22 protein-coding genes are annotated in these 25265 nt (G+C 61.9%); 12 read left to right on the top strand and 10 right to left on the bottom strand.

The window, feature by feature from the left end; all coding sequences use genetic code 11:
- Positions 1–93: 93 nt before the first annotated feature.
- On the bottom strand, positions 94–1137 hold the full coding sequence (locus tag B0D71_RS14505) for a 3-ketosteroid-9-alpha-monooxygenase, oxygenase component (protein WP_103395372.1): 1044 nt from the start codon (positions 1135–1137) through the stop codon (positions 94–96).
- A 146-nt stretch (positions 1138–1283) separates the two neighbouring features.
- Between B0D71_RS14505 and B0D71_RS14510 the strand changes: the two genes are divergently transcribed.
- From B0D71_RS14510 to B0D71_RS14520, 3 genes are read left to right on the top strand one after another with little or no spacing between them, the layout of a single operon-like run.
- Positions 1284–2123 carry an SDR family NAD(P)-dependent oxidoreductase gene (locus B0D71_RS14510; RefSeq protein ID WP_103395373.1) on the top strand — a complete coding sequence of 280 codons (840 nt, stop codon included), beginning with the start codon at positions 1284–1286 and terminating at the stop codon, positions 2121–2123.
- Positions 2110–3036 carry an alpha/beta hydrolase gene (locus B0D71_RS14515; protein WP_103395374.1) on the top strand — a complete coding sequence of 309 codons (927 nt, stop codon included), beginning with the start codon at positions 2110–2112 and terminating at the stop codon, positions 3034–3036. Before B0D71_RS14510 ends, B0D71_RS14515 begins: the two co-directional genes overlap by 14 nt.
- The gene (locus B0D71_RS14520; RefSeq protein WP_103395375.1) at positions 3033–4148 is read left to right on the top strand and encodes a 3,4-dihydroxy-2-butanone-4-phosphate synthase; all 1116 of its coding nucleotides are present in this window, start codon (positions 3033–3035) and stop codon (positions 4146–4148) included. The genes B0D71_RS14515 and B0D71_RS14520 overlap by 4 nt, the downstream gene beginning before the upstream one ends.
- 192 nt (positions 4149–4340) lie before the next feature.
- On the opposite strand, the gene surE is transcribed toward B0D71_RS14520, so the two are convergent.
- From surE to B0D71_RS14535, 3 genes are all read right to left on the bottom strand, one after another.
- A complete protein-coding gene (gene surE, locus B0D71_RS14525; RefSeq protein ID WP_103395376.1) occupies positions 4341–5318 on the bottom strand; it encodes a 5'/3'-nucleotidase SurE in 978 nt (325 codons plus the stop codon).
- Between the two features lie 79 nt (positions 5319–5397).
- Positions 5398–6777, bottom strand: coding sequence for a DUF1329 domain-containing protein (locus B0D71_RS14530; protein ID WP_103395377.1), 1380 nt, complete (start codon positions 6775–6777; stop codon positions 5398–5400).
- A 23-nt stretch (positions 6778–6800) separates the two neighbouring features.
- The gene (locus B0D71_RS14535) at positions 6801–8378 is read right to left on the bottom strand and encodes a DUF1302 domain-containing protein (RefSeq protein WP_103395378.1); all 1578 of its coding nucleotides are present in this window, start codon (positions 8376–8378) and stop codon (positions 6801–6803) included.
- A gap of 357 nt (positions 8379–8735) precedes the next feature.
- Between B0D71_RS14535 and B0D71_RS14540 the strand changes: the two genes are divergently transcribed.
- On the top strand, positions 8736–10478 hold the full coding sequence (locus B0D71_RS14540; RefSeq protein WP_103395379.1) for an FAD-dependent oxidoreductase: 1743 nt from the start codon (positions 8736–8738) through the stop codon (positions 10476–10478).
- Positions 10475–11353 carry an SDR family NAD(P)-dependent oxidoreductase gene (locus B0D71_RS14545; protein WP_103395380.1) on the top strand — a complete coding sequence of 293 codons (879 nt, stop codon included), beginning with the start codon at positions 10475–10477 and terminating at the stop codon, positions 11351–11353. Before B0D71_RS14540 ends, B0D71_RS14545 begins: the two co-directional genes overlap by 4 nt.
- Before the next feature lie 205 nt (positions 11354–11558).
- On the opposite strand, the gene B0D71_RS14550 is transcribed toward B0D71_RS14545, so the two are convergent.
- The 6 genes from B0D71_RS14550 to B0D71_RS14575 form a co-directional block, all read right to left on the bottom strand.
- Positions 11559–13139: a FadD3 family acyl-CoA ligase gene (locus tag B0D71_RS14550; RefSeq protein ID WP_103395381.1), complete on the bottom strand. Its 1581-nt coding sequence runs from the start codon at positions 13137–13139 to the stop codon at positions 11559–11561.
- A 72-nt stretch (positions 13140–13211) separates the two neighbouring features.
- Entirely contained in the window at positions 13212–13958 is a 747-nt protein-coding gene (locus B0D71_RS14555; RefSeq protein ID WP_103395382.1) for an SDR family NAD(P)-dependent oxidoreductase, read from the bottom strand.
- Positions 13959–14123: 165 nt separating this feature from the next.
- Positions 14124–15206, bottom strand: a complete 1083-nt coding sequence (locus tag B0D71_RS14560) for a ferredoxin--NADP reductase (RefSeq protein WP_103395383.1) — start codon at positions 15204–15206, stop codon at positions 14124–14126.
- Positions 15207–15219: 13 nt separating this feature from the next.
- Positions 15220–15975: a glucose 1-dehydrogenase gene (locus B0D71_RS14565; RefSeq protein WP_085725856.1), complete on the bottom strand. Its 756-nt coding sequence runs from the start codon at positions 15973–15975 to the stop codon at positions 15220–15222.
- Positions 15963–17642 carry an FAD-binding protein gene (locus B0D71_RS14570; RefSeq protein ID WP_103395384.1) on the bottom strand — a complete coding sequence of 560 codons (1680 nt, stop codon included), beginning with the start codon at positions 17640–17642 and terminating at the stop codon, positions 15963–15965. The genes B0D71_RS14565 and B0D71_RS14570 overlap by 13 nt, the downstream gene beginning before the upstream one ends.
- Positions 17643–17649: 7 nt before the next feature.
- The gene (locus tag B0D71_RS14575) at positions 17650–18165 is read right to left on the bottom strand and encodes a flavin reductase family protein (protein WP_103395385.1); all 516 of its coding nucleotides are present in this window, start codon (positions 18163–18165) and stop codon (positions 17650–17652) included.
- A gap of 343 nt (positions 18166–18508) precedes the next feature.
- Between B0D71_RS14575 and B0D71_RS14580 the strand changes: the two genes are divergently transcribed.
- From B0D71_RS14580 to B0D71_RS14610, 7 genes are all read left to right on the top strand, one after another.
- A complete protein-coding gene (locus B0D71_RS14580; RefSeq protein ID WP_103395386.1) occupies positions 18509–19693 on the top strand; it encodes an acyl-CoA dehydrogenase family protein in 1185 nt (394 codons plus the stop codon).
- 124 nt (positions 19694–19817) lie between these two features.
- The gene (locus tag B0D71_RS14585) at positions 19818–20942 is read left to right on the top strand and encodes an LLM class flavin-dependent oxidoreductase (protein ID WP_103395387.1); all 1125 of its coding nucleotides are present in this window, start codon (positions 19818–19820) and stop codon (positions 20940–20942) included.
- A 441-nt stretch (positions 20943–21383) separates the two neighbouring features.
- Positions 21384–21884, top strand: coding sequence for a DUF4822 domain-containing protein (locus B0D71_RS14590; protein WP_103395388.1), 501 nt, complete (start codon positions 21384–21386; stop codon positions 21882–21884).
- A 107-nt stretch (positions 21885–21991) separates the two neighbouring features.
- Positions 21992–22432, top strand: coding sequence for a hypothetical protein (locus B0D71_RS14595; protein ID WP_103395389.1), 441 nt, complete (start codon positions 21992–21994; stop codon positions 22430–22432).
- Between the two features lie 238 nt (positions 22433–22670).
- Complete coding sequence (locus tag B0D71_RS14600; protein WP_103395390.1) at positions 22671–23567, top strand: VOC family protein; 897 nt, start codon at positions 22671–22673, stop codon at positions 23565–23567.
- A gap of 11 nt (positions 23568–23578) precedes the next feature.
- Positions 23579–24460, top strand: a complete 882-nt coding sequence (locus tag B0D71_RS14605; protein ID WP_103395391.1) for a CoA transferase subunit A — start codon at positions 23579–23581, stop codon at positions 24458–24460.
- Positions 24461–24471: 11 nt separating this feature from the next.
- Complete coding sequence (locus B0D71_RS14610; RefSeq protein ID WP_103395392.1) at positions 24472–25260, top strand: CoA-transferase subunit beta; 789 nt, start codon at positions 24472–24474, stop codon at positions 25258–25260.
- Positions 25261–25265 lie beyond the last annotated feature (5 nt).

Below are 25265 nucleotides of genomic sequence, written 5' to 3' on the forward strand. Positions count from 1 at the left end.
AATAAGCGCCGATATCGACTCCTTGCAACGCTCGGGCTCAGGGCCTGACGGGCGGCTGCCGGTCAGGCCCGGGGCGGGCGAAAAGTCGCGACTTCAGACCGTTTCGCCGGCGCGCACGACAAACTTCTTGTGGTCCTTTACGTCCGCCGATAGCGCCTCGACGTCGGTGTAGAACTGTTCGTACCAGCGGCGCAACTGGTAGACCGGACCGTCGCCGTCACACAGCAGCGGGTTGTCGACGCGGGTTTTGCTGTGCCAGATGGCCACGTCTTCGTAGAAGGCTGCCTGCGCCTGTTGCACGTAGGCCTGGGCCATCGCCTGGTTCTGCTCTTCGCTGAGCCCCGGGATCTTCTTCACCAGCACACCGTAGCGCAGGGTGAACCTGTCGAGGTCGATCGGCACGTGGCAGTTGAGCAGGATCGAATGGATCGGCTGACCGTTCATGGCACCGGTCATTTCGGTGATCTGGTAGGCCGGGCCGTAGTAGGTGGCGACCGTGGTCAGCACGCTGTCACCCGACAGGCGCTCGCTGCGAGCGCGCATGATCTGCGTGGCCAGATGGCCTTCGAAGACGTTGCTGAACTCATCGATCGGCGCGCCGTGCACGGTATCGAAGTGCGCCATGTCGGCGACGTTGTCGATCAGTTCGCGGCAGTTTGTATCGATCTGCAGTTCGGCAACTTCCCAGGCCGCCCACTCGTCACTGAAGCAGGCGTCGATGCGCGGGATGCGCTGTTCCGGCAGTGGCGGGTTGCCTTCAGGGTCGTTCCAGACGAACAGCAGCTGGTTCTCCTCCATGATCGGCCAGCTTTTGATTTTGGCCCTTGGCGGGATGCGTTTGGCATAAGGGATGTCATCGCACACGCCATCGGCGCCCCAGCGCCAGGCGTGGAACGGACAGCGGATAGAGTTGCCTTCGACGCAACCGGTGCTCAAGTCGGCGCCCATGTGCGGGCAGTAGCCATCCAGGATGTGCAGTTCGCCGTCTTCACCCTGGAACGCCACCAGACGGGTGCCGAACACCTCCAGGCGATGGGCCTTGCCGTCGCGGTATTGCGCGGCCAGGCCCAGGCAGTGCCAGCCACGGGCATAGCGGGCTTCCAGCAGTTTGGCTTCGATGCGGTGCAGGGTACTCATCTTATTATTCTCCCAAGGGATCACGGGGTTGGCGCATGTAAGGGATTCTGCCGGCCCTGTAAAAGCGGGCATCGTCTGAATGGACGATGGCTGCTTTAAGTAGGCCCGCTCTACTGGCGCCATTGGACCCATGGCAGGAGTAGGCGATGAGTAATGAACAAGGGCCGGTAGCGGTGATTACCGGGGCCGCCAGTGGTATTGGCCGAGGCCTGGCCGAACACGCGGCGACGCTGGGCATGCGCCTGGTGCTGGCGGATCGGGATGCAGCGGGCCTGCAAGCCCTCTGTGATCAATTGCAGGCCAGCGGTGTGCAGGCGATTGCTTGCGTCACCGATGTCGGTGATGTGACACAGGTCGAGCGCTTGCGAGACCAAGCTGTCGAGCACTTTGGCGGGGTCGACCTGCTGTTCAACAACGCTGGCGTGATGCAGACCGGTTTCAGCTGGGAAATCACCGAGGCGCAATGGCAGCGCATGCTGGACGTCAACCTCAACGGCGTGATCAACGGCATTCGCAGCTTTGTACCGCTGTTGCTCAGTCAGGGCCGGACAGCCCATGTGATCAACACCGCGTCCCTTGCGGGTTTGGTCAGTAGCCCGTTGATGGCACCGTACAACGTGACCAAACAGGCCGTGGTCGCGCTCTCGGAAACCTTGCATTACGAACTCGCCATGCTCGGTGCACCAGTGTCGGTTTCGGTGCTGTGCCCGGGGCCGGTGGCCAGTGAAATCATGGCGTCGAACCAGGTGGTGGACACCGCCGGCTCCGATTTCAGTCAATTGCTCGACAGCACCATTCGCCAGGGCATGACCCCGGCGGAACTGGCCGCGCAGGTGTTTGACGCCGTTGCGCAAAAACGCTTCTGGATCCTGCCCCACAAGGGTTTCAAGCCAGCCTTTGAGCGCCGGGTACAAAGCATCCTGGGCGAGACCAATCCGCAGTTTCAAATGGCCGATGTAGAGGACGATGCCCATGCCGCTCGATAAGCAGATCGCTGGGGTTCTCCAGCAGTTTCGCGACATCCCGGAACCTGATTTCAGCCAGGTGGATGCTGCTCAGTACCGGCAGTTCTCCGACAACCTGATGCCGGCCATCCCCGGCGATCCGATGAGCGAGGTTCGCGAGCTGAAAGTGGCCGGCGCGGACGGTGATCTGGATGCACGGCTGTACCGGCCATCGGAAGAGCCCAACCTGCCGTTGCTGGTGTTTTTCCATGGCGGCGGGTTTGTCATGGGCAATCTCGATACTCATGACAATCTCTGCCGCTCACTGGCGCGCCAGACCGAGGCGGTGGTGGTGTCTGTCGCCTACCGACTGGCCCCGGAACACCCGTTCCCGGCAGCGCCACTCGATTGTTATGCGGCCACCTGCTGGTTGGTCGAGCACGGGGCTGAACTGCGCGTCGATGGCAGCCGGCTGGCCGTTGCCGGTGACAGTGCCGGGGGCAATCTGGCGCTGGCGGTCAGTCAGTTGGCGGCACAGCGCCAAGGGCCGAAGATCAGTTATCAGTGCCTCTTCTATCCCGTTACCGACGCAGGTTGTGACTCTCAGTCCTTCGAAGACTTTGCCGAGAGCTATCTGCTTTCCGCCGGGATGATGCGCTGGTTCTGGCAGCAATATCTGCAAGACGTCGGGCAGGCGGAGGATCCATTGGCCTCGCCGTTGCGCGCCGAGAGCCTGGCGGGATTGCCGCCAACGACACTGATTACCGCCGAATTCGACCCGTTGCGCGATGAGGGCGAGGCAATGGCCGAGCGCTTGCGCGAGGCGGGTGTGCCTGTGCGGGTACAGCGTTGTGACGGCATGATCCACGGCTTTATCAGCATGGCTGCATTTGTCGAAGGGGCGGCACAGGCCTTGTCCGATGCGGCGGCCGACCTGCGCGGGGCACTCAAATGAGCGGCCTGGCTTTCAACACGGTGCCGCAATTGATCGAGGCCATCGGCATCGGTCAGATGGTGGTGATCACCGACGACGAACACAACGGCGAGGGCTCATTGCTGATGGCCGCCGAACAGGCCGGGGCCGAGGCCGTCACCTTCATGGCGGTGCAGGCACGGGGGCTGATTTGCCTGGCCCTGACCGAGCAGCGCTGCCGCGCACTGGGCCTGGACCTGATGGTGCCCAATTCCCGGGCGCAACATGGCGTGGGTTTTACTCGCTCGATCGAAGCCGCCACCGGAGTGTCCACTGGCATCTCGGCGGCAGACCGGGCGCGGTCGATCCAGGTGGCGGTCGACCCGGCCAGCGGCCCGGCGGACCTGGTGCAACCGGGGCATATCTTCCCGGTGCAGGCCTTGCCCGGTGGCGTGATGCAGCGCGCCGGGCATGTCGAGGCCGCTTGCGACCTGACGCGGCTGGCGGGGCTGCAACCGGCGGCAACCCTGGTGGGCATTCTCAACGAAGACGGCGAACTGGCCCGTGGTGCCGAGTTGCATGAGTTCGCCCGGCGTCACGGCTTGCGAATCGGCACCATTGCCGACCTGATTCACTACCGCATCCTTCACGAAGGCACGATCGAGCGCGGGGGCGAATATCCGTTGCATACCCGCCACGGCGAGTTCCAGGTGACCACCTACCAGGACACCTACCAGGGCTCGTTGCACCTGGCGCTGGTCAAGGGCCGGATCGACAGCAACCAGCCAGTGCTGGTGCGGGTGCAAAGCATCGAGACGTTGCGTGATGTGCTGGGCTGTGAAAGCGAGAGCGGGGCGCAACAGTGGACGCTGGAGCGCTCACTGGCGAGCATCGCCGCCGCCGGTAACGGCGTACTGGTGTTGTTAGCGCAAAAGGAAACCGCCGATGGCGTGCTTGAACAGTTGCGCCAGCGCAGTGGCGGCAAGCAACGTACACCGCAATTTCCGCAACGGACCCTGGGCATCGGTGCGCAGATCTTGCGAGACCAGAACGTACGCAAGATGCGCCTGATGAGCTCGCCGGTGCCGTACAAGGCCGTGTCCGGGTTCGACCTGGAAGTGACCGAGTTTGTGCCGTTTCAACCCTCAAACTAAAGCTAACTACTATCCCGTCGGGAGCGGGCTTTTGTGGCGAGGGGGCTTGCCCCCGTTCGGCTGCGTAGCAGTCGTAAAATCGGCGAATGCGATCTCACTGAAAAAAACGCGAACACTGATTTTAGGAGCGCTGCGCGCCCCAACGGGGGCAAGCCCCCTCGCCACAGGTCAGTGTGTTCCCACAGATTCAGCTTAAGGCTTGATCCCGTCCAACATCTTCTTTGCCTGATCCTGCACCGTATCCGGGGCGGTCATGTTGCCGTCGATCACGGTGATCACCGCGTGGCCCTGCCAGAGTTGATAGGCATCGGCCTTTTGCTGGACTTCGGTCGGTGTCGACGGTGGGGCCAGGTTGACGTGGACCACACCGTCGGCACCGCGTTGCGAGGTGAAGTTCACGCGGTCCCAGTTACCGATCGGGGCGAAACTCACGCCTTTGACCTCATCGGGTTTCAGGGGCGGGTAGTTGAGGTTCAGGCCGCTGACGCCCGGTAGGCCGAGCACGTTCAAATCACACTGATGTTTATTTTTGGCGCAGGCCTGTCTGGCTTCGGTGCCGGCCAGGCTCGCCTGTTCGATCACCTTCACGGCAAAGCGCGCCGTGTCGTCCATGGCACTAAGAGTCTTGCGATAGCCTGCCTGTTGGTCACGGATGATCAGGTCCATGTCGATACCCGTGGACACCGCCACCGCGGGAATCCCCTTGAACATCGCGCGAACGGCGGCGTTGAGGGTGCCGGACATTTGCGTCAACGGGCCGACGTTTTCACCGAAATTGCTGCCGGATACCACCAGGTGCGGCGGCGAATCCTTGAGGATCACGTCGAGGCCGACGTTGACCGCATCCACTGGCGTACCGATAGCAGAGGTCTTGCCGACAGGCGGGGTGTAGCCCTCTGGCGGCCCGACGCAAAATTTGCCCGGCGCCAGTTCGGTCACCGCCAGGGCCTGGCCAGGCACGACCACGCTGGCGGCGCTGATGCCGCTGCTGTCGTTCAACGGCCCGACCAGCGTGACCTTGTGCCCGGCGGCAGTCAGGGCGCGGTACATCGCATCGATGCCGGGCGCGCGGCAGCCATCGTCGTTGGTCAGCAGGATGTTCAACGCATTGGCTTGCATCGACAGGCCAACGCTGGCCATGGCGATGACGCCGGTGAGGAGTTTGTTCATGGGGGAGTCTTCCGTGGGAGGAGCGGATTCTACAAAGCATAACGCCCCGACCGAATAAATCGGTCGGGGCGTCATGGTTTTAGCGGGTGCCGAGTTTGCGCAGGTTGCCAGGGGTGAATTCGTCTTCGGTGAAGGCGGTGGCGTTGAGCTTGGCTGGTTTCTGATCGATCAGCATCCGGTCAACCAGATACGAACCGGCGATCAGGTCGTGATAGATCCCGAGGCGGGCGTGGTAGCGCTGCATCTCGTAGGCATAGATCGAAGTCTGCATGTTGGTGCGCCACAACTGGCCACGGCTGTCGTAGTTGTCGGCCAGGGTCGCGGCCCAGGTGTCTTCATCCAGGTACATCACACGCTTGGCGTACACGTGACGGGCACCTTCCTTGAGGGTCGCTTGCAGCACCCAGACGCGGTGTTTTTCATAGCGCATGTACTGCGGATCGATGTGGCCGGTGGTGGCCAGGATCTGATCGGTGCTCACGCTCGGATCATCGATCTTGTAGTTGTGATAAGGAATGTAGATTTCCTTTTTGCCGACGATGGTCCAGTTGTAGCGGTCCGGCGCACCGTTGAACAAACGGTCTTCGTCGTACACGCGAAAACCTCCCGCGCCGGTCGGCGAGTCGTAGCCCACAGTCGGCGCGCGACGCACACGGCGCTGACCCGGGCTGTACTGCCAGGCCTGGCGCGGGGAGGCGGTCGGGTTGATGAACTCGTGGCCAACGACGATCTCGCCTTTCTTGCGCACCGGTTCCAGCGTGGTGATCAGGAAGTTGGTGAGGATGCCGTTGGAGGTTTCCAGGGTTCTGTCCGGGTTGGACCAGATCGAGAAGATCTTGTAGTTGACCTCTTCGAGCACTCGCTCCTTGTTGGCGTACACCACGGCCTGCCGGTAGTTGGCCTCTTCGGCGGCGGCACGGCCGGCGAGGGTGTGGTTGAACATCAACTCGCTGCCGTTCTTGGGAATAGGGAACGGTGAACCGGCCCAGGCGTTTTTCGTGTCGTTGTTATCGTTGGCCAGCTCAGCGTTGACGGCGTTGTGCTTGACCGCCTCTACCAGTTTCGGATCGACGCGGAAATCACGGTGGCTCGGGTACACCGGGATCTTGAAGGTGTCAGGGTAGCGTTTGAGCAACGCCTTTTGGCCATCGGTGAGGTTGTCGGCGTACTTGTCCATGTTCTTGGCGTCGATCACGAACAGCGGTTTTTCCGCCGCATACGGGTCCGGGTAGGGCGTGCCGGGGCCGTCGAATTTGAGGCCCGGCGGCAGGCCAAGCCATTTGCCGCTCCAGGCCGGAATGCTGCCATCGGCGTTGCCGGCTTTTTCGGCGCCCATCGGGGTCAGGTCCTGGCCCAGGCGGGCGGCTTCTTCGGGGCTGACCTTGGCGTAGGCCAGGCCACTGCCGAGCAGGCCGACGGTCAGCGCGGTGCTCAATAATGTTTGGGTGAATCTGGACATGCTGTGCTCCTCCGATTGGGGAATCAGAACCGGTACTTGAAGTTGAGCGCGACGTTGTCGCGGTCGGCCAACGGGCTGTTGTTGGCGTTGCCGAGATAGGCGTTGTAGCGGGCTTCGACGGTGAAGTTGCCCAGGTAGCGCCACGAACTGCCGATGCTGGCGCGGTCGTCGTGTTGACCAGAGTTGATCGAACCGACCATTGAACTGTCGCCATTGGCTGCAGCGCTATAGGTGATCGGCACCGACATGTCCCAACCGCTGAACACGTCGTTGTAGTCAAAGTTCGCCTGCACCGTGTAGCCCCAGGCATCGCGGTCGTAGACCAGGCTGTCGGTTCCCGGCAGCGCGAAGCCCGGCGCCAGGGTTACCGGCTGCGACTTGTCGTTGCTGACCACGGTGTTGTAGACCAGCTCGCCGGTCAGGCTGGTGTTGTCGGCGAAGGCGGTCGGGCCCAGCACGTAGATCATCGACGTTTGCGCCTGCACGGTCTTGCCACGCACGGGGCTGGAGAAACCGTTGTTGACCATCACCGGTGTACCGTCGCGGTAGCTGACTTCACCGGCCCAGCTGACGTCGCCCAGCACGGTGGCGAAACTCGCGCCGAACAGGTCGATGTTGTCGAAGTAGCGCACCTGGTAGCGGCCCAGGGTCGAGGCGAAGTCCAGTGACGGGGTTTTGTCGTGGTAACGCGAGTAGTAGATGCCGAACTCGGTGTTGTTCAACGACTCGGCGGCGTAGGTGAAAGCCAGACCGTACTGGCCGCTGTCGCTCGGTTTGTCGTCCTTGAGGCGGGTGACGAAACCGGAGGCGTCGTTGAAGCCGCCTTCGTCGATGAAGTCGGTGGTGGAGAAGTAGCTACCCACGCCGAACAGCTCGGTCTTTTCCCACTTGTATTGGTAGTAGGCCTGGATACCCAGGCTTTCGGTCAGGGCGAACTGGGTGAACAGTTGGCCGACCGGCAGCAGGATTTCCTTGACCTCGACACCCGGAGTGGTCGCCTTGGTCGCGTCCACCGGGCTCTGGGCCGCGGAGATACCCGGGTAGAACAGGCTTTCACCCCAGCTCACCACCTGGTTACCCAGGCGCGCGTTGAGGGCGTGGCCGCTCACGTCCCAGGTGCCATAGGCGTAGTAATCGAGCATGCGCAATTCATTGCGATGCTGGTCGATGGTGTCCTGGGAGAAGCGGTCAGGCTGGCTGCAATGACCGCCGGCGAAGCAGTTCGAAGTGCCGGTGGTGTTGTCGTTGTCCTGATCGTAGACGTTGTCGTAGAAGCCGGTCGCCCGGACAAACACGCCGTAGTTGTCTTGCCACTTGATGTTGGCTTCGGTGAGAAAGCCGCTGCGGTTGTTGATCAGGCTGCCTTTGTCGAACGCGTTGTCGCCGTCGTTGCCGTTGGCGTTGGCAGTCAGTTTTTGATCGCGAGCCTCGGTCCGCCAGGCGAGGCTGTACGTCAGTGTGGTGTCCCAGTCGATGCTCAAGTCTTCGCTTGGCTGAAAGCTCATGGCGTTAACGTGAGCGCTTAGTCCGCCAGCCAGCAACAGCAATGCCAGCTGTACGCGAGGGTGCTGTGTTGGTGGGGCGATTATTGTTTTTATCATGTCGTCCTCATGGCCCAGGTCAGACCTGACCGACCTGCATTTCAGGGGGATTGTTGGTGCTGTGGGCGACTATGGAGTCACGACTTGCGCGCAACATCGTCCAAGCGGACTAAGCAATTTGCACGTCTGCAGGAGCCGGCTTGCTGGCGATAGCGTTGTGTCAGATTTCATAAATGTTGATTGATGCGCCGCCATCGCCGGCAAGCCGGCTCCTACAGGGGGTAGTCGTCTTTGCCTTAGTCTTATCGGACGATGAACACCCGGCGCGCGCGGCGAACAATCCCGAGACCGACTGCACCGGGCGAAGATCCGGCGGTGGCGGTTTCTGCCTGATGGGCGCTGAACAAGGGTGATCGCATGAACGCTGCCGGGATCAAATGGGACGAGTGCTGTGATGTGTTGGTGATTGGCTCGGGAGCCGGGGGCATGACCGCTGCGCTGCGCGCCCACGACCTGGGCCTGAATGCGTTGCTGATCGAGAAAAGCGGCGAATATGGCGGCACCTCGGCGGTGTCCGGCGGCGGCATCTGGATCCCCGACAACCATCGAATCAAGGCCCTGGGTGGCAGTGATTCGGCAGCCGAAGCGATTGCCTACATCCGTGCGGTGACCCACGGCGAAATCGACGACGGGCGCATCGAAGCCTACGTCGAGCATGGTCGGGAAATGGTCGAATATCTGGAGAAACACACCCGGGTGCACTTCGAGGCCCAGCCTCGTTACTCCGATTACTACCCGGAAGTCGAAGGCGGAAAACCGGGCTATCGCTCGATGGATCCGCAACCGTTCGATGCCTCCGAACTGGGCGAAGAATTTTTGCGCATGCGCGCACCGTCCCCCGGCACCCTGATGATGGGGCGCATGGCGATGACCATGAAAGAGGCGCAGGTGTTGCTGTGTCGTGGCCCCGGCTGGTTGCGCCTGACCCTGCGGGTGATGTGGCGCTACTGGCGTGATCGCGAGGGCCGGCGCTTGTCCCGTCGCGACCGCTTCCTGACCCTGGGCAATGCCTTGATCGGTGCTTTGCGCTGTTCGCTGCAGGATCGCGGTAAGTCGCTGTGGCTCAACTGTGCGCTGGAAGAATTGATACTGGTTGGCGACCGGGTCGGCGGAGCGCGGGTCAATCGCAACGGCCAGGTGCTCAACGTCAAGGCACGCTACGGCGTGATCATCGCCGCCGGTGGTTTCGAGCGTAACCAGGCGATGCGCGAGCAGTACCTGCCGCAGCCGTCCCAGGCGACCTGGAGTGCCACGCCGCCGAACAATACCGGCGACGGCATTCGTGCCGGCCAGGCCATCGGCGCGCGGACCGCGTTGATGGAGCACAGCTGGTGGGCGCCGACCACTTACGTCAAGGGCGAAGAAAAGCAACGTGCATTGTTTGTCGAACGAACCCTGCCGGGGTGCGTGATGGTCAACGCCGCGGGCGAACGCTTCGTCAATGAAGCGGCACCCTATACCGACATCGTTTACGCGATGTACGCCAACAACCGCGAAGGTGCCGCGAGCGTGCCGTGCTGGATGGTGTTCGACGCCGAATTCCGCCGCAAATACCCGTGCGGCGCCTTGCTGCCGGGTTATGCCCAGCGCGATTGGCAATTGCCCGAACATCTGCGCGACTACTTCCACAAGGCGTCGAGCCTGGAAGAACTGGCGACGAAGATCGGCGTCGACGGCGCCGGACTGGTCCGCACCGTGCAACGCTTCAACGGCATGGCCGTGCAGGGCGTCGACGAGGATTTCCACAAGGGCGAATCGCTATTCGACCGCTACTACGGCGACCCGAACGTGCAACCCAATCCTTGCCTGGCGCCATTGCTAAAAGGACCGTTCTACGCGGTGCGCATCGATGCCGGGGACATCGGCACCAAGGGTGGCCTGCTGACCGACGTGCACGCCCGCGTGCTGCACGAGGACGGGCAACCGATCAATGGCCTGTATGCCATCGGCAACAGCGCCGCCTCAATGATGGGCCGCACCTATCCGGGCGCCGGGTCGACCATCGGTCCGGCCATGACCTTCGGTTACCTGGCCGCCAATCACATCAAGCGCCAGAGCGAAACCGCTTCGGCGAAAACCTTGTTCGGGAGTGTTGAATGAATCAGCCACGTCAACAAATCGCTGTCGTTACTGGCGCCAGTCGCGGAGTGGGGCAAGGCATTGCCCTGGCCCTTGGGGCGGCGGGCATGACGGTGTATGTCACCGGTCGTGCCCCGGCACAAGGTGGGTCGAATTTGTACGGCCATGCCTTGAGTGGTTCGCTGGAGGACACCGCCGCCGCGATCACCGCCGCCGGTGGGCGCGGTATCGCGGTGGTCTGTGATCACGCCGATGACGCGCAAGTCCAGGCACTGTTTGCGAAGGTCGAAGAGGAGTGCGGGCATCTGGATCTGCTGGTGAACAACGCAGCGTTCATCCATGACCAATTGATCGAACCGGGGCCGTTCTGGGCCAAACCGCTGGAACTGGTGCGCATTCTCGACGTCGGTCTGCGCTCGGCCTACATCGCCAGTTACTACGCAGCGCCGCTGTTGTTGAAAAGTGCACAAGGCCTGATTTGCTTCACTTCATCATTCGGCGCCGGCTGTTACATGCACGGCCCGGCGTACGGCGCGCAAAAGGCTGGGGTCGACAAGTTGGCGGCCGACATGGCGATCGATTTCGAAGGGCAGGGTGTGGCGGCGTTGTCGCTGTGGCTCGGCCCGCAACTGACCGAACGCACGAAGATTGCCGGCGAGCAGCATGGCGAGCAGTACCAGGCGTTCCTGGCCCACGCCGAAACCCCGCAATTCAACGGGCGGGTGATTCATGCCTTGCTCAATGATCCGCAGTTGATGGCGTTGTCCGGGCTGACCCTGATCACCGCCGAAATCGCCCCCGGCTACGGGATCAGCGAAGCCGAAGGTCGCCAGCCACCGTCCCACCGCGCCATGCTGGGCGACCCGCGCCAGCAGCATCCGGCGCGGGTCGTCTGACTCGTCGACAAAACTCAAAGCCCTGTGGGAGCGAGCAAGCTCGCTCCCACAGGTGATCTGTGTCGGGCGCGAAACTTGTGTACACCCTCGAACACTGTAGGAGCGAGCCTGCTCGCGATGGTCGTTAACGATAACGCGTGTTCACTGACTAAACGCTGCGCTCTTGAGTCCATCGCGAGCAAGCTCGCTCCTACAGGGGGGGCGTTTAGTCGGTGGGCTGCAATGCCCACTCGCGCAACACATTCTTGGTCACTTTTCCCGCCGCATTGATCGGCATCTTCTGCAGCACCTGCACCCGGCGTGGCACCTTGTAGTTGGCCATCTGCTCGCGGCACCAGGCGAGGAAGCGTGCCTGCTCGATCTCGATGCCGGGCGCGGGCAGCAGGAAGGCCATCGCCACTTCTCCCATGCGCTCATCGGGAATACCGATCACCGCTGCCTGGGCCACACCCGGATAGGTCAGCAGGCATTGTTCGATCTCCGCCGGGTAAACATTGAAGCCGCCGGTGATGAACATGTCCTTGAGGCGATCGGTGATGCGCAGGTAACCCTGTTCATCGAGCATGCCGATGTCGCCGGTGTGCAACCAGCCGTCGGCGTCGAGTATTTCCTGGCTGGCTTCGGGGTTGTTGAGATAACCCTGCATCAGGTTGTAGCCGCGAATCTGCACTTCGCCGGGGATGTTGGCCGGCTGGCTGCGACCGCCGTTGCCGACACAACGCACTTCTACGCCAGGCATGGCCCGGCCACTGGTGTTGGCGACCCGTTCAGCCGAATCGCCGGAGCGGCAGATCGTGGCGAAACCGCAGACTTCCGTCAGGCCATACGCGGTGACGATGGTGGCGAAGCCCAGTTCGTCGCGCATGCGGTGGATCATCTCCACCGGAATCGCCGCCGCCCCGGTCACGGCCACGCGCAAAGAACTCAGGTCGAATTCGTTGCGTTGCGGATGGGCCAGCAACGACTGATACAACGTCGGTGGCCCGGGCAACACGGTAATGCGTTCGCGCTGCACACATTCGAGCACGGCCTGCACGTCGAACACCTGCTGCGGCAGGATGGTGCAGCCGCGCATCAGCGCCGCGAGCCAGCCGGCCTTGTAGCCGAAGGAATGGAAGAACGGATTGACGATCAGGTAGCGATCGCTCTCGCGCAAACCGACGATATCGCTCCAGTCGCGCACGATGCGCAGGTTCTGGCCGTGGCTGGTCATCACGCCTTTGGGTTTGCCAGTGGTGCCGGAGGTGAACAACACGTCGGACAAGGCCTGCGGGCCAACGCTTTGCTCTCGGGTGCGCAAGGCCAGGTGCGGCACGTCGGCCGCCAGATCCATGAACCGCTCCCACGCCAGGGTGCCCGCATTGGCGCCGCGCACGCTGACAATGTGGCGCAGCTCAGGCAAGTCTTCCGAGGCCAGCATCCCGGGGTAGTCCGCGCCGAGGAATTCGCCAATGGCAAACAGCACGCAGGTGCCGCTCTCGCGCAGGATGTAGCCGGCCTCGCTGCCCTTCATCCGGGTGTTGAGCGGTACCAGGGCCGCGCCGACACTTTGCAGGGCGCCAGCGGCAACGATCCATTCCCACACGTTGGGCGCCCAGATTGCCACGCGGTCTCCGACCTGTACGTCGAGGGCCAGGAGCGCGCGGGCAGCCTGGCGGCGCAATTGGTCGAGTTGTCGGTAGCTGATGGTATGGCCCGCGTCCTCGATGGCCGGGCGGTCGCCGTAGGCCTGGGCAGCGTTGGCGAACAGTTGAGCAATGGTCAATGCGGTGGCGACAGGCGGCATGGGGCCTCCCCGGTTAGAAGACAAGTACGAAAAAGGGAGTAGGCCGGGCAGGGCGCCCGGCCGGATCGTGAATTACTGGGCGGGCGGGGCGAAACGGCGGCCGGCGGAGAAACCGCCGTCCACGGCGATCATCTGGCCGCTGACAAAGGACGCTTCGTCGGACGCCAGGAACAGCGCGACGTTGGCCACTTCTTCCGGTTGCCCGGAACGGCTGAGCATGTGCTGCGAGGCGAAAAACGCGTGGAACGCGTCATTGTCACGGACCATGCTGGTCATCGGCGTTTCGATCAGGCCCGGGCACAGGCCGTTGACGCGAATGTTGGCGTAGCCGTAGTCGATGGCCATCGAGCGGGTCAGCTGGTTGATGCCACCCTTGGACACGTTGTAGGCCACGTTGCCATCGCAGCCTTGCAGGCCGAAGATCGAACCGACGTTGATGATCGAACCACCGCGCTGCTCAACCATCGACGCCAGCGCGTATTTGCTGGTGAGCATGCTGCCGGTCAGGTTGATGTCCATCACCCGTTGCCAGTTGGCGGTGGTGGTCTGGGTCACGCTGCCCTGATCGGCGACGCCGGCGGCGTTAACCAGTACATCGATGCGCCCGAAGCGGCTGATGACTTCTTGCATGACCTGCTGGACCTGCGCTTCGTCGCGCACGTCGAGGGTCATGAACAGGCCGGGGAAGTCCGCCGGTGCGCTGCCGATGTCCAGCCCGACGACTTGCGCGCCTTCGGCCGCGAAACGGCGCACGCAGGCCAGACCGATCCCCGAAGCGCCGCCGGTGACCACCGCGACCTTATTCTGCAAACGAGCCATAACTGCACCTCTTTATTGTTGTGGGCTAATGCTGTGGCCGAGTCTAACCGCAGACCGGGCCCGAGTGATCGTCCAATGGGACTAAGGCCAATATTGGTCGGTCAGCGGAAACCTGTGGCGAGGGGGCAAGCCCCCTCGCCACAGGTACAGTGTTTATCCTGAGCATCAATCCGGGAATTTCAGGCGTACTTTCGCCCCGGTCGGGCGGCTCTGGCAGGCCAGGGTCCAGCCGTCGGTCAGTTCCTTGGGCGTCAACACATCATTGCGCGCCAACTGGACTTCACCTTCCTTGACCACGCACATGCAGGCCCCGCAGAAACCTTCTTCACAGGATGACGGCACGTCCAGGCCGGCAGCCTTGCAACTTTGCAGCAGGGTGTCACCCGGCTGGCAGGCAATTTCGTGTTGCTGGCCATCGAGTTCGACAATCAGCGCTTCGCACTGCGAACCCATCGCGGCCTCGCGGGCGAGAGCTTCTTCGGCCAACAGTTCGTCGGGGTCCGGCGGCGAGACGAAGCGTTCGACATGAATCCGCTCGGCCGCTTCACCCAGCGCCAACAGCGTGCGCTCCACGGTGTCCATGAACGGGCCCGGCCCGCAGATGAAGTAGTCGCCGCCGGCCGATCCGCGCAGCAGATGACGGACCTGATGGTCCGTCAGGAACCCCTGCACCGAATCGAGGACGTGCACCACGTGCAGTTGATCAGGATGCGCCTTGATCAACCGGCACAGCTCGTCCTTGAAAATCACCGACGCTTCATCGCGGTTGGCGTAGATCAATTTGACCGGCCGCCGGCTGCTGTGCAGCACCGACTTGAGAATGGAGAACACCGGGGTGATGCCCGAGCCACCGCCGAACAAGACCAAGGGCTTTTCGGTGTCCGCCTGCGGGTCCAGGCAGAAAAGCCCGGCCGGTGGCAGGACCTCCAGCCAGTCGCCGACCTGGACTTCGTTCATCCAGTTCGACACCCGGCCACCGTCGACCCGTTTTACCGTGACCTTGGGCAGTGCGTCCGCGAGGGGCGAGCTGGCCATGGAATAGCAACGGGTCAACAGTTTGCCGGCGAAGGGCACGCGAAAACTCAGGAACTGGCCCGGTTTGTAGCGAAAGCGCTCACGCAGGTTTGGCGGTACGTCCAGCACCAGCGAGCGCGCGTCAGCGGTCTCGTCGATCACCGCGCACACTTGCAATGAGACGCTTCCCGTCGTCGATTCAGCCGGGGTCAGGTTCTGTTGTTGCGTGCCCATATTCACCTCGGCCTCAGAGCCCGCTGATCAGTTGGGCGTTGTCGACGCGGATCTCGGCACCGTTGACGAATCGCGACTCGTCGGTGGCGAGGAACAGCACCACATTGGCAATGTCCCGTGGCGCGGCCATACGGTTCATCGGGTCCTGATCGAGGGCTTCCTGCGGGATTGGCTGACCCCCGGCCAGGGCCTGGGTCATCGGTGTGTTCACGCCATCGGGGTGCACGCTGTTGCAGCGGATGCGGTAGCCCTGTTGCTTGCAGTGCAAGGCGATGGAACGGGTCATCGCCGCCACCGCGCCTTTGGAAGCCGAGTAAGCGCAGAACATCGGCATGGCGCCCAACGCCGCGACCGACGACATGTTGATGATCGAGCCGCCACCGGTTTCCTTCATGGCCTGGATCGCGTACTTGCAGCCGAGGAAGTAGCCTTCGCCGTTGATCTTCTGCACCTTCTGCCACAGCTCCAGCGTGGTGTCTTCGATACTGCCCAGGGCCAGGATCGCGGCGTTGTTGACCAGTACATCGAGGCGGCCGAAGTGTTCGACAGTGGTTTTGATCACGTGTTGCCAGTCGCTTTCGCTGGCGATGTCGTGGCGGATGAACAGCGCATTGGCGCCGATTTCCGCAGCGGCCTGGCGACCGGCCTCCTCATTGAGGTCGGTCAGTACCACTTTGGCGCCTTCGCGGGCCAGCAGCAGGGCGTCTTCGCGACCGATGCCGCTGGCGGCGCCGGTGATGATGCAGACTTTGCCTTCTACACGTTGCATTGTTGTTCTCCTGATCGTGCGGTTTGAAGTGCGAATTGGTCGGCCACGTGGGCAGCAGCCCGGCGACCGGAATAAATGCAATCGGCCAGGGACAGGCCGGAGACATACAGATTGGAAGCGACCCCGACCGCAGTGCGGCCAGCGCTGTAGAGACCGTTTATTGGCTGGCCGGCGTGGTCCAGCACCCGACCGCTGGCCTCGCAGACCTTCAGCCCGCCCAAGGTGATGACCGGGCAGGGAAAGAGTTTGCTGTCGAAGGACAGGTCGAGGGCGTACCACGGCCCCTGATCGAGATCGGCGAGCATCGCCGCGGACTTGCCGTACTCGTCGGCAACCTCGCCTCGTGCCGCGCGGCTATAGCGCTCGACACTCTGGCGCAGCAGTTCCGGCGGCAGATTGCAGCGCTTGGCCAACCCGGCCAGGCTGGTGCTGCGTTTGGCGTTGAACACCAGGTTGAGCAGCACCGGCAGGCGCTGGAAATTCCACACCTTGCCCGGGCCGACCTGACGCAACGCTTCACCTACCAGCGCACGATTGAGTACCAGGATGGCGCGGCCGTCCTGCTCTTCGACCATGGCGTGGCCGAGGGTCGCGCCGTAGATTTCTTCGTTGGCGTAACGCTGTCCGCGGGCATTGACGATCAACCCGCGGGCCCAGGCCAGTGGCGGGTTGATGAAGCGCCAGGCGCTGACCTTGTCCATCCGCGCCACGCTGCCGCCGGCACTCTGGCCCAGGGCGATGCCGCTGCCATTGCATCCGGTGGCGCCCAGCGGCAGACCGGCCAGGTACTGCGGCGCGTGCTGGCGCACCAGCTCGCGATTGAAGATAAATCCACCGCTGCTCAACAGCACCGCCTGTTCGGCGCGAATCAACTGCCGAATGGCGCTGCTTTGTTCGATGCGCCGCTGACGGACGCGCAAGCGGTCGGCCAACGCCGGAGCGTACATATGAATGGCAGCGGCCCAGCGCGACAGGCGCGCATGTTGTTTGGCGGCGCGGCTACCGGAGGGTAGTTGCCAGGCTTCGACGCCGATGACCTTGTCGTCGAGGTCGAGCACCAGCCGCCGCACTTCGCACTGGCTGCGCAGGCGTGCACCGTGACGCAGGGCGCTGGCCTTGAGCGGTGCGAACAGGCTCGCGCCGGACATGCCCGGGCCTTTGGTGCGATGGCCGCGAGGTGCCGGTTTGGCGCTGGCGGCATAGGCCGGTACGGCTTCGTTGCCGGAGTAATAGAGGTAGTACTGGTCACTCGGGTACGAGGTTTTATGCGGCGGCACGCTGGCTTCGAACGCGGCGCCTTGTCGCTCCAGCCAGGCCAGTTGCTCTCGGCTGTCTTCGCAGAACGCCCGCAATGTCTCGTGGCTGACGGCTTCGCCGACTTCCTGGCGCAGGTAATTGAACATGGCGTCGCTGCTGTCTTCATAACCAGCCTGACGCTGATACGGCGTACCACCGCCGGCATAGACCACGCCACCGCTGAGTGCCGTAGCGCCGCCACCTTCGAAGCGATCCAGCGCGAGCACAGACAGGCCACGAGTGCTGGCCTCGATGGCGGCACAGGCGCCGGCTCCGCCAAACCCGACGATCAGCAAGTCGCAGCGGTCATCCCATGGCAACTGGTCGGCGCTGTTCACTCGCAACGCCGTCAACCCGTTCAGGTTGTTCATGTTCAGCTCAGCCTGCAGCCGCTAAGGAGGGTGCTGGTTTGGCGGTGGTGGTGTAGCTGCCGTCGAGGTAGACCAGCGGGGTGATGGCTTCAGTGGTGTGGATTTGCAGGATGCGACCGATGAACACGGTGTGGGTGCCGTAGCTGAAGTGGCCGTCCTGACGGCAGAGGATCGCCGACTGTGCGTCACCCAGGTAAGGGATTCCGCCGGGGCTGGTGAGCCAGTTGCCACGGTCGAATCGCGCTTCGCCCTTGATCGCGCCGCTGCACAGGTTGGCCAGGTCCTGTTGTTCGACGCCGAGGATGTTCACGCAGAAGTCCGCGCCGGTCGCCAGTGCGGCGTGGGGCGAGGCGGTCTTGTTGACGCAGATCAGCAGTGACGGTGGCTCGGTGCTCAGGGAGTCGACGGCTGTGGCGGCCATGGCAAAGCGTTCGGAGCCGTTGCTGGTGCTGATAATGGTGACGGACTTGGCCAGGCGGCGCATGGCCTGGAGCATGTCGGCTTTGAGGTTGGCGTCGTTCATCGCACTGGGCCTTTTTGTTGGTTGGGGAGTGCGATGGATTCTTGCTCTGGCTCTTGTCTGGGGCATCGTCCGAGGGGACTAGGCCTTGGCGGCCTCTGGGCCGACCAGGCTGCCGGGTTGATTGAGTACATATTCGTTGCTGCGGTAACGGCGGCTTATGGTTTCGCCCTTACGGCCATCCCTTTCAGATACCCCCCCTGATACCTGTTCCCCAATCCCACATGGTCCGTTTGAGGGATGTCCCCTGCGTTGCGCATTGTTTGAATGCCAGTGTAGGGGCGCTACACCCGCCCCGTTGCACGCGCGCCCCGGCGGATGGGGTGAACAAAGGAGAACAATAAAAATGCTCAACCAAGACCTGATTCGCCAGCGTCTGAGCCAACGTGCCCGCGAGTTGGTGCCGATCCTGCGTGAGCGCGCCCTGAACGCCGCGCAAGCTGGCCAGTTGCCTGAAGAAACCCTGAAGGATTTCCAGGACGCCGGGTTCTTTCGCATCCTCCAGCCGTCGCGCTGGGAAGGCTATGAGCTGGAGCCCAAGGATTTCTTCGACGTACAGATGACCCTGGCCGAGGGCTGCATGTCCTCGGCCTGGGTGCTGGGGGTGGTGGCGATCCACAACTGGCAACTGGCGCTGTTCGACGACCGCGCGGCCCAGGATGTCTGGGGTAGCGATTCCAGCGTGCTGATCTCTTCTTCCTACATGCCGGTGGGCAAGGTCGAGCGGGTCGACGGTGGCTTCAAGTTGAGCGGACGCTGGGGTTTTTCTTCCGGCAGCAAGCATTGCGACTGGGCGTTCCTCGGTGCGCTGGTGCCGCCGGCAGAGGCGGGCGGGGCGCCGGATTACCGGACGTTCCTGGTGCCGCGCAGCGACTATCAGATTCTCGACAACTGGAACGTCATGGGCCTGGAAGCCACTGGCTCCCACGACATTCTGGTGGAAAACGCCTTCGTTCCCGAGTACCGCACCCATCGCGCGTTCGACGGCTTCATGCAGAACAGTCCGGGCAACGCGGTGAACACCGCACCGTTGTTCCGTTTGCCGTTCGGGCAGATTTTCGTGCGTGCCGTTTCGTCGTCCGCCATCGGTGCCCTGCAAGGCGCGGTGGATCAATTTGTCGAGCACAACCGCGCGCGGGTCGGGGTCAATGACGGTCGCAAAATGGTCCAGGACCCGGCTGCGCAATCGGCGCTGGCCAATGCAATGGTCTGCGTCGATGAGTGCAAGACCGTGTTGCATCGCAACTTCTCCCTGATGCTGGAGCGCGCGCAAAAAGGCGAGCCGTTGAGCATGCCCGAGCGGGTGAAGATGCGTTACGACTCAGCACTGGTGGCCGACAAGTGCGCCAAGGCCGCGGGTGACCTGATGTTCAACAGCGGCGCCTCGACGATCTTCCGCAGCCATCCGATCAACCGTGCGTTCCGCGATATCCACACCGGTCGCGCCCACGTTGCCAACAGTCCGGCCAAGTACGCCTGGAACCTTGGCGGCGTGAGCATGGGGCAGGACAGCAGCGATTTTTTCCTCTGACGCTTCCCTACAAACCGGCTAGTCCGTTTGCGTGATTCGAGCGCCCCGTCGATGCACGAGCATTGACGGTAAGGCGAAGGTCTACGGCGCCGACTGCGCATCCAAATAAGCACAAGGATCAACCATGAAATTTTCCCTGATTTACGAAGCCCAGACGGTGGACTCCAGCCGCGAAGGCGACCGCAAGATTTTTGAAGACACCGTTGAGCAGGCTGTGCTCGCCGACAAGCTCGGCTTCGACACCTTCTGGTGCGTGGAACACACCGCGCTGAGCAACTACTCGCACATGTCCGCGCCGGAAACCATGCTGGCTTTCGTGGCCGGTAAAACCGAGCGCATCGGCATCGGCCACGGCGTGGTCTGCCTGCCTCCGGCGATGAACCACCCGGTTAAGGTCGCTGAGCGCATCGCCACCCTCGACCTGTTGTCCAAGGGCCGTGTGCACTTTGGCGTGGGCAAGGGCGGCACCCAGCAGGAAGCCGGCACTTTCGGCTACGACCTGGCGACCTTGCAGCCGCAAATCGACGAGATGATGTACCTGATCCCGAAGATGTTCGTGCAGGACGAAATCGAGCACAACGGCGACTTCGTGCAGATCCCGAAACGTCCGATCCATCCAAAGCCGTATCAGGACCCGCACCCGCCGATGTACCTGGCGTGCACCAACACCGAGTCGCTGAAAAATGCCGGTGGCCGTGGCATGGGCGCTCTGGTGCTGGGCTTCGGTGGCCCGGAAGAAATCGCCAAGAAGGTTGAGGTGTATCACTCGGCCTACGACAACCGCGATGAGAAGAAGCAAGTGGGCTTCCGCCCTAACCGCCACATCGCCGCGTTGTGCCCGGCCATCGTGCTGGACGACAACGCAGAGGCACGCCGCATCGGTATCCGTGGCCAGCGTTATTTCATGGAATCCCTGGGCTACTGGTACGGCGGTGGCGAGCGTCCAGACCCGGAGAAGTGGAAGGACGACACCTTCGTCGACGGCAACGGCCAGAGCGTGATCAAGTCGCGCTTCGCCTCCGAAGAAGTCAGCGTCGACTTCTCCGACCCGACCATGGCCATGATGAACCCGAACCACGCCTACGGCACCGTCGAGGATTGCATCGGCTACGTGCAACGCCTGATCGATGCCGGCGCCGACGAAATCCTGTTCATCTGCCAGATGGGCACCGTGCCGCAGTGGGCGCAGCTGGAGACCTTGAAAAACATTGGTGAGAAGGTGATTCCGCACTTCCGCAAATCCAAGTGATTGGTACGCCCCTGTAGGAGCCGGCTTGCTGGCGAAAGCTGCGACTCGGTGTGCCTGACGTACCGCCATCGCTGGCAAGCCAGCTCCTACAGGGCTGCCAGTGGGACAAGCAAGGCGATTTTCAGGCCTGGCACGGACGCCAGGCCAACTTTCCAACGGGTCCCCAAGGCCCGTTTTTTTATGCCTGCCGATTTCTCCCCGGTCGATTGACCTGTGTATAGCCGTCACCCCTTGTTTAACTTCGAGAAAATCGCGGTCAGCGATAATTCCTACGGGGGATTCCGAACCTTCTTGAAAATGTCTGCGGCAATTGTTGCAAATATATGCCAGGTATTGTTAGTGGCTGATATCGGTCCTATATTCCATCCGCTGATCGCAGTGATCAATTTCCACGACAACAAAAAACAAGCGTCACCTCTAAACTCATCGAGGAATTATTCCATGCGAAAATGCAACTCAATGTTTATAGGTTTACTCTTCGCCGGATTACTCAGTCCACTTGCCAGCCATGGAAAGCAGATGGAGGCTAAGTCTGATATTCAAGCATTGGCCTCATCGCCTCAATGGCTGACAACCAAGGTTTATATAGAGGGAGCCCCTGAAGTAGATGTGAAGGAAAAGTATCCGGGTGTTGTCGGGATTTCAATGTGGGATCCCGGCCGCAATCGTTATGAGTTTTTCTATACCGATACCGGGTTATCAAAGTATGACAATGGTGGTGGCGGTTACTTCCTTGTCACCGGTGACAAAACAACACATATCCTGGTGCCTGATCAAGGAGCGGTCAGGACTGTGGTCAGAAGGCTGGAAAAATTGGATAACGAAGAGTTCACCTATTCACGAGAGGTGCCTCGCGACATGGTCGATGCCAATGCGCCTGTCCGGATTTATGTGGTCCATGCGCCCTACAAAGGCCCTCTGAAGACCTCGATGTCGCACTAAAAACTTCCTGCAGTATTTTATCAGTTCATTGTTTCGATATACCAAGGCGTCGACTTTATTGATGCTGTCCTGAAATAACATCCGTAGAAAATAAAAAAAGGCACAACATGATTATTGAATTCAGACCGCTATTAATGTCTATGTTACTGCTGGCTGGAATGTACTCGGCTGGCGCCAATGCACAGCCGGCAACGCCTTCGATCTCAAAAGAAGCTGTCGCCACGCCAGATAATGCACTCATGCTGACTGTTTTCCTGAAGCACGATCAGTCACGCCCATTAGGAGAGTTGAAAGCGCAACTCGCCAAACAGGAATTTTACAAGGTGTTCCCTCCTGCCGGGGTGGAGGTTGTCAGCTGGAATATAACCATGGGCATAGGACAGGTCATCGTTCTGCGCTTGCCTGCGTCGCGTCTCGCAGCGGTAAATCTCGCACTCGAGAACACCGCGTGGGGAAGTTACCGGACAGAATTCTTTCCTACCTATGATTTCAAAGAAATAGCTCTGGCAGAGCAAAACAAAGTGCGAGAAGCCAGATCTAGCCAGTAACTACAGAGCAGATGTGCAGGGTCTCGAGCGCGTAGGATTTACTTCAGATCCGAACACAATCGCACTCTCCTCAAACGGGCCATTTATGGCCCGTTTTTTTATGTCCCACCATTCCTTTCCGCTAGTCCCATTGGACGATGTTGCCCCTCCCCGAACCCGTTTGAATAGGCCCTACATAAAGTCTCCCCCGGCAGTCGCCGAAGGGCGGCACCGCCTGAGAAAAACGAGGAGTGCATCCATGGATATCCGCGGTCTGGGTTACGTCACCCTGTTATCCAGCGACCTGGCGCAATGGCGTCACTACGCAAGCCAGGTGCTGGGCATGATGGTCATCGGCAGCGATGACGACGAGCACCTGTACCTGAAGATGGACGAGCGCCACTACCGCATCCTGGTGCAGAAGAACGCCGTGAACGGCTTCGGTGCCTGCGGCTGGGAAGTCGCTGGCAAGGCGGCGCTGGAGCAGGCGGTCAGCGAGTTGCAACAGGCTGACGTGCAAGTGACCCGTGGTACTGCGGCCGAGGCCGAGTTGCGCAAGGTCCAGGAGCTGGTGCACTTCAGCGACCCGGATGGCAATCGCCACGAAATTTTCTGGGGCCCGTTGCAGGACTTCGCCCGTTTCGTTTCACCGGTGGGCGTCAAGGGTTTCGTCACCAATGACCTCGGCATGGGCCACGTCGTACTGCCAGCCCCGGCCTTCGAACGCTGCCGCGACTTCTACGAACAGGTGATGGGTTTCGGCCTGTCGGACCTGATGAAAGTCCGCTTCAGCCCGGACCCGGCCGAGCCGCAAAAGCGTATTCACTTCCTGCACTGCAACAATGGCCGCCACCACTCGTTGGCGATTTTCGAGTGCCCGATGCCCCACGGCTGCGTGCACATGATGGTCGAGGTAAACGCGCTGGACGAAGTCGGTCGCGCCTTGGACCGCGTCCACGCCAACGGCGTGAAGCTGTCGGCCACCCTTGGCCAGCACACCAACGACCAGATGATTTCTTTCTATATCAAGACCCCGTCCGGGTTTGACCTGGAGTACGGCTGCGATGGCCTGGTGGTCGACTGGGACCGCCACACACCGTTCGAAAGCACCGTGGTCAGCCACTGGGGCCACGACTTCAGTGTCGGTCGCCAATGAGGAACAAGACGATGGACAAGCAAATGACCACCGCCGAGATCGTCGGCCAACTGCGTGACGGCATGACCATCGGTATCGGTGGCTGGGGCCCTCGCCGCAAGCCGATGGCGCTGGTGCGCGAGATTCTGCGCTCGGACCTCAAGGAGCTAACTGTTGTTGCATACGGTGGTGCGGACGTGGGCATGCTCTGCGCCGCCGGCAAGATCAAGAAACTGGTGTTCGCCTTCGTTTCCCTGGATTTCATTCCGCTGGAGCCTTACTTCCGCAAGGCGCGCCAGGAAGCGGCACTGGAAGTGATGGAGATTGACGAAGGCATGTTGCTGCTCGGTCTGCGGGCGGCGGCGATGAATGTGCCGTTCATTCCGACGGCGGTGGGCCTGGGCACTGACGTGCTGCGCCATAACCGCCAGATCAAGTTGATCGCCTCGCCCTATGCCGATGGCAAGGATTGGGTCGCCATGCCGGCACTCAAGCTCGACGCGGCGCTGGTGCATGTCGACCGTGCCGACAAACGCGGCGTGTGCCAGATCAGCGGTCCGGATCACTACATGGACGACCTGTTCGTACGCGCCGCGACCCACAGCTACGTGACCTGCGATGAACTGGTCGACAGCGAGTATTTCCATCAGGACAGCGCCCACGCCCACCAAGTGTTCTGGGAACGCAACCTGACCACCGCCGTGGCCCACGTGCCGGGCGGGGCGCACCCGTCGTCCTGTGCGCCGCTGTACGGTTTCGACGTCGCGCACTTCAAGGCCTACAACGCCACGGTGCAGGCGGCCGATGGCTGGGAGGGCTACATGCGCGAGTACGTCGACTGCACCCACGAACAGTATCTGGACAAGGTTGGCGGCCTGGCTGCGATCCGTGAACTGCCGTTGCCGATTTTCTAAGGAGCCTTCCGATGAGCACTACTGATTTCAGCCTCGCTGAGTTGATGATCTGCGCGGCCTCCGAAGCCTGGCGCGAAGACGGCGAAGTATTGGCCTCCGGCATCGGCGTGATTCCGCGTCTGGCGGCATCGCTGGCCATGCTGACCAGCAACCCGCAGCTGCTGATGACCGACTCCGAAGCCTACATGGTCGCCGAACCGGTGCCCTTGGGTGCGCGCAAAGGCTATGAACCCAAGCGCGATAGCTGGATGGGTTTCTCGCGAATTTTCGATAACGTCTGGGGCGGCAAGCGCCACGCACTGGTCGGCCCGACCCAGATCGACCGTTACGGTCAGGCGAACATTTCCTGCATCGGCGACTACGCCAAGCCCAAGGCGCAGATGCTGGGTGTGCGCGGTTTCCCCGGCAACTCGATCAGCCACGCCAACTCGTTTTGCGTGCCGAGCCACAACCGCCGGGTGTTCGTCGAAGGCGAGGTCGATATGGTCGCCTCGGTCGGCTACAACCCGGCCCGTCTGGCGCGAGGCTGGTCGTTGGACGATATCGATATCCGCCTGATCATCACCGATCTCTGCGTGCTGGATCTCCAGGGTCCGCAACGACAAATGCGCATCCGTTCGTTGCACCCCGGCGTGACGGCGGCGCAGGTCCAGGACAACACCGGGTTCGAGCTGCATGTACCGGACGACTGCCCGACCACCGCGGCCCCGACGGTCGAGCAATTGCAACTGATCCAGCGTCTGGACCCGCACAACCTGCGCGCCCTGCAACTCAAAGACAACCCGCCAGGCCAACGCTGAGCAAC

The sequence above is a fragment of the Pseudomonas laurylsulfativorans genome (assembly GCF_002906155.1).
GTDB classification, from domain to species: domain Bacteria; phylum Pseudomonadota; class Gammaproteobacteria; order Pseudomonadales; family Pseudomonadaceae; genus Aquipseudomonas; species Aquipseudomonas laurylsulfativorans.

Coding starts and splice junctions, on each gene's coding strand:
- B0D71_RS14505 (WP_103395372.1), bottom strand. CDS start 1,137: ATGAGTACCCTGCACCGCATCGAAGCCAAACTGCTGGAAGCCCGCTAT.
- B0D71_RS14510 (WP_103395373.1), top strand. CDS start 1,284: ATGAGTAATGAACAAGGGCCGGTAGCGGTGATTACCGGGGCCGCCAGT.
- B0D71_RS14515 (WP_103395374.1), top strand. CDS start 2,110: ATGCCGCTCGATAAGCAGATCGCTGGGGTTCTCCAGCAGTTTCGCGAC.
- B0D71_RS14520 (WP_103395375.1), top strand. CDS start 3,033: ATGAGCGGCCTGGCTTTCAACACGGTGCCGCAATTGATCGAGGCCATC.
- surE (WP_103395376.1), bottom strand. CDS start 5,318: ATGAACAAACTCCTCACCGGCGTCATCGCCATGGCCAGCGTTGGCCTG.
- B0D71_RS14530 (WP_103395377.1), bottom strand. CDS start 6,777: ATGTCCAGATTCACCCAAACATTATTGAGCACCGCGCTGACCGTCGGC.
- B0D71_RS14535 (WP_103395378.1), bottom strand. CDS start 8,378: ATGATAAAAACAATAATCGCCCCACCAACACAGCACCCTCGCGTACAG.
- B0D71_RS14540 (WP_103395379.1), top strand. CDS start 8,736: ATGAACGCTGCCGGGATCAAATGGGACGAGTGCTGTGATGTGTTGGTG.
- B0D71_RS14545 (WP_103395380.1), top strand. CDS start 10,475: ATGAATCAGCCACGTCAACAAATCGCTGTCGTTACTGGCGCCAGTCGC.
- B0D71_RS14550 (WP_103395381.1), bottom strand. CDS start 13,139: ATGCCGCCTGTCGCCACCGCATTGACCATTGCTCAACTGTTCGCCAAC.
- B0D71_RS14555 (WP_103395382.1), bottom strand. CDS start 13,958: ATGGCTCGTTTGCAGAATAAGGTCGCGGTGGTCACCGGCGGCGCTTCG.
- B0D71_RS14560 (WP_103395383.1), bottom strand. CDS start 15,206: ATGGGCACGCAACAACAGAACCTGACCCCGGCTGAATCGACGACGGGA.
- B0D71_RS14565 (WP_085725856.1), bottom strand. CDS start 15,975: ATGCAACGTGTAGAAGGCAAAGTCTGCATCATCACCGGCGCCGCCAGC.
- B0D71_RS14570 (WP_103395384.1), bottom strand. CDS start 17,642: ATGAACAACCTGAACGGGTTGACGGCGTTGCGAGTGAACAGCGCCGAC.
- B0D71_RS14575 (WP_103395385.1), bottom strand. CDS start 18,165: ATGAACGACGCCAACCTCAAAGCCGACATGCTCCAGGCCATGCGCCGC.
- B0D71_RS14580 (WP_103395386.1), top strand. CDS start 18,509: ATGCTCAACCAAGACCTGATTCGCCAGCGTCTGAGCCAACGTGCCCGC.
- B0D71_RS14585 (WP_103395387.1), top strand. CDS start 19,818: ATGAAATTTTCCCTGATTTACGAAGCCCAGACGGTGGACTCCAGCCGC.
- B0D71_RS14590 (WP_103395388.1), top strand. CDS start 21,384: ATGCGAAAATGCAACTCAATGTTTATAGGTTTACTCTTCGCCGGATTA.
- B0D71_RS14595 (WP_103395389.1), top strand. CDS start 21,992: ATGATTATTGAATTCAGACCGCTATTAATGTCTATGTTACTGCTGGCT.
- B0D71_RS14600 (WP_103395390.1), top strand. CDS start 22,671: ATGGATATCCGCGGTCTGGGTTACGTCACCCTGTTATCCAGCGACCTG.
- B0D71_RS14605 (WP_103395391.1), top strand. CDS start 23,579: ATGGACAAGCAAATGACCACCGCCGAGATCGTCGGCCAACTGCGTGAC.
- B0D71_RS14610 (WP_103395392.1), top strand. CDS start 24,472: ATGAGCACTACTGATTTCAGCCTCGCTGAGTTGATGATCTGCGCGGCC.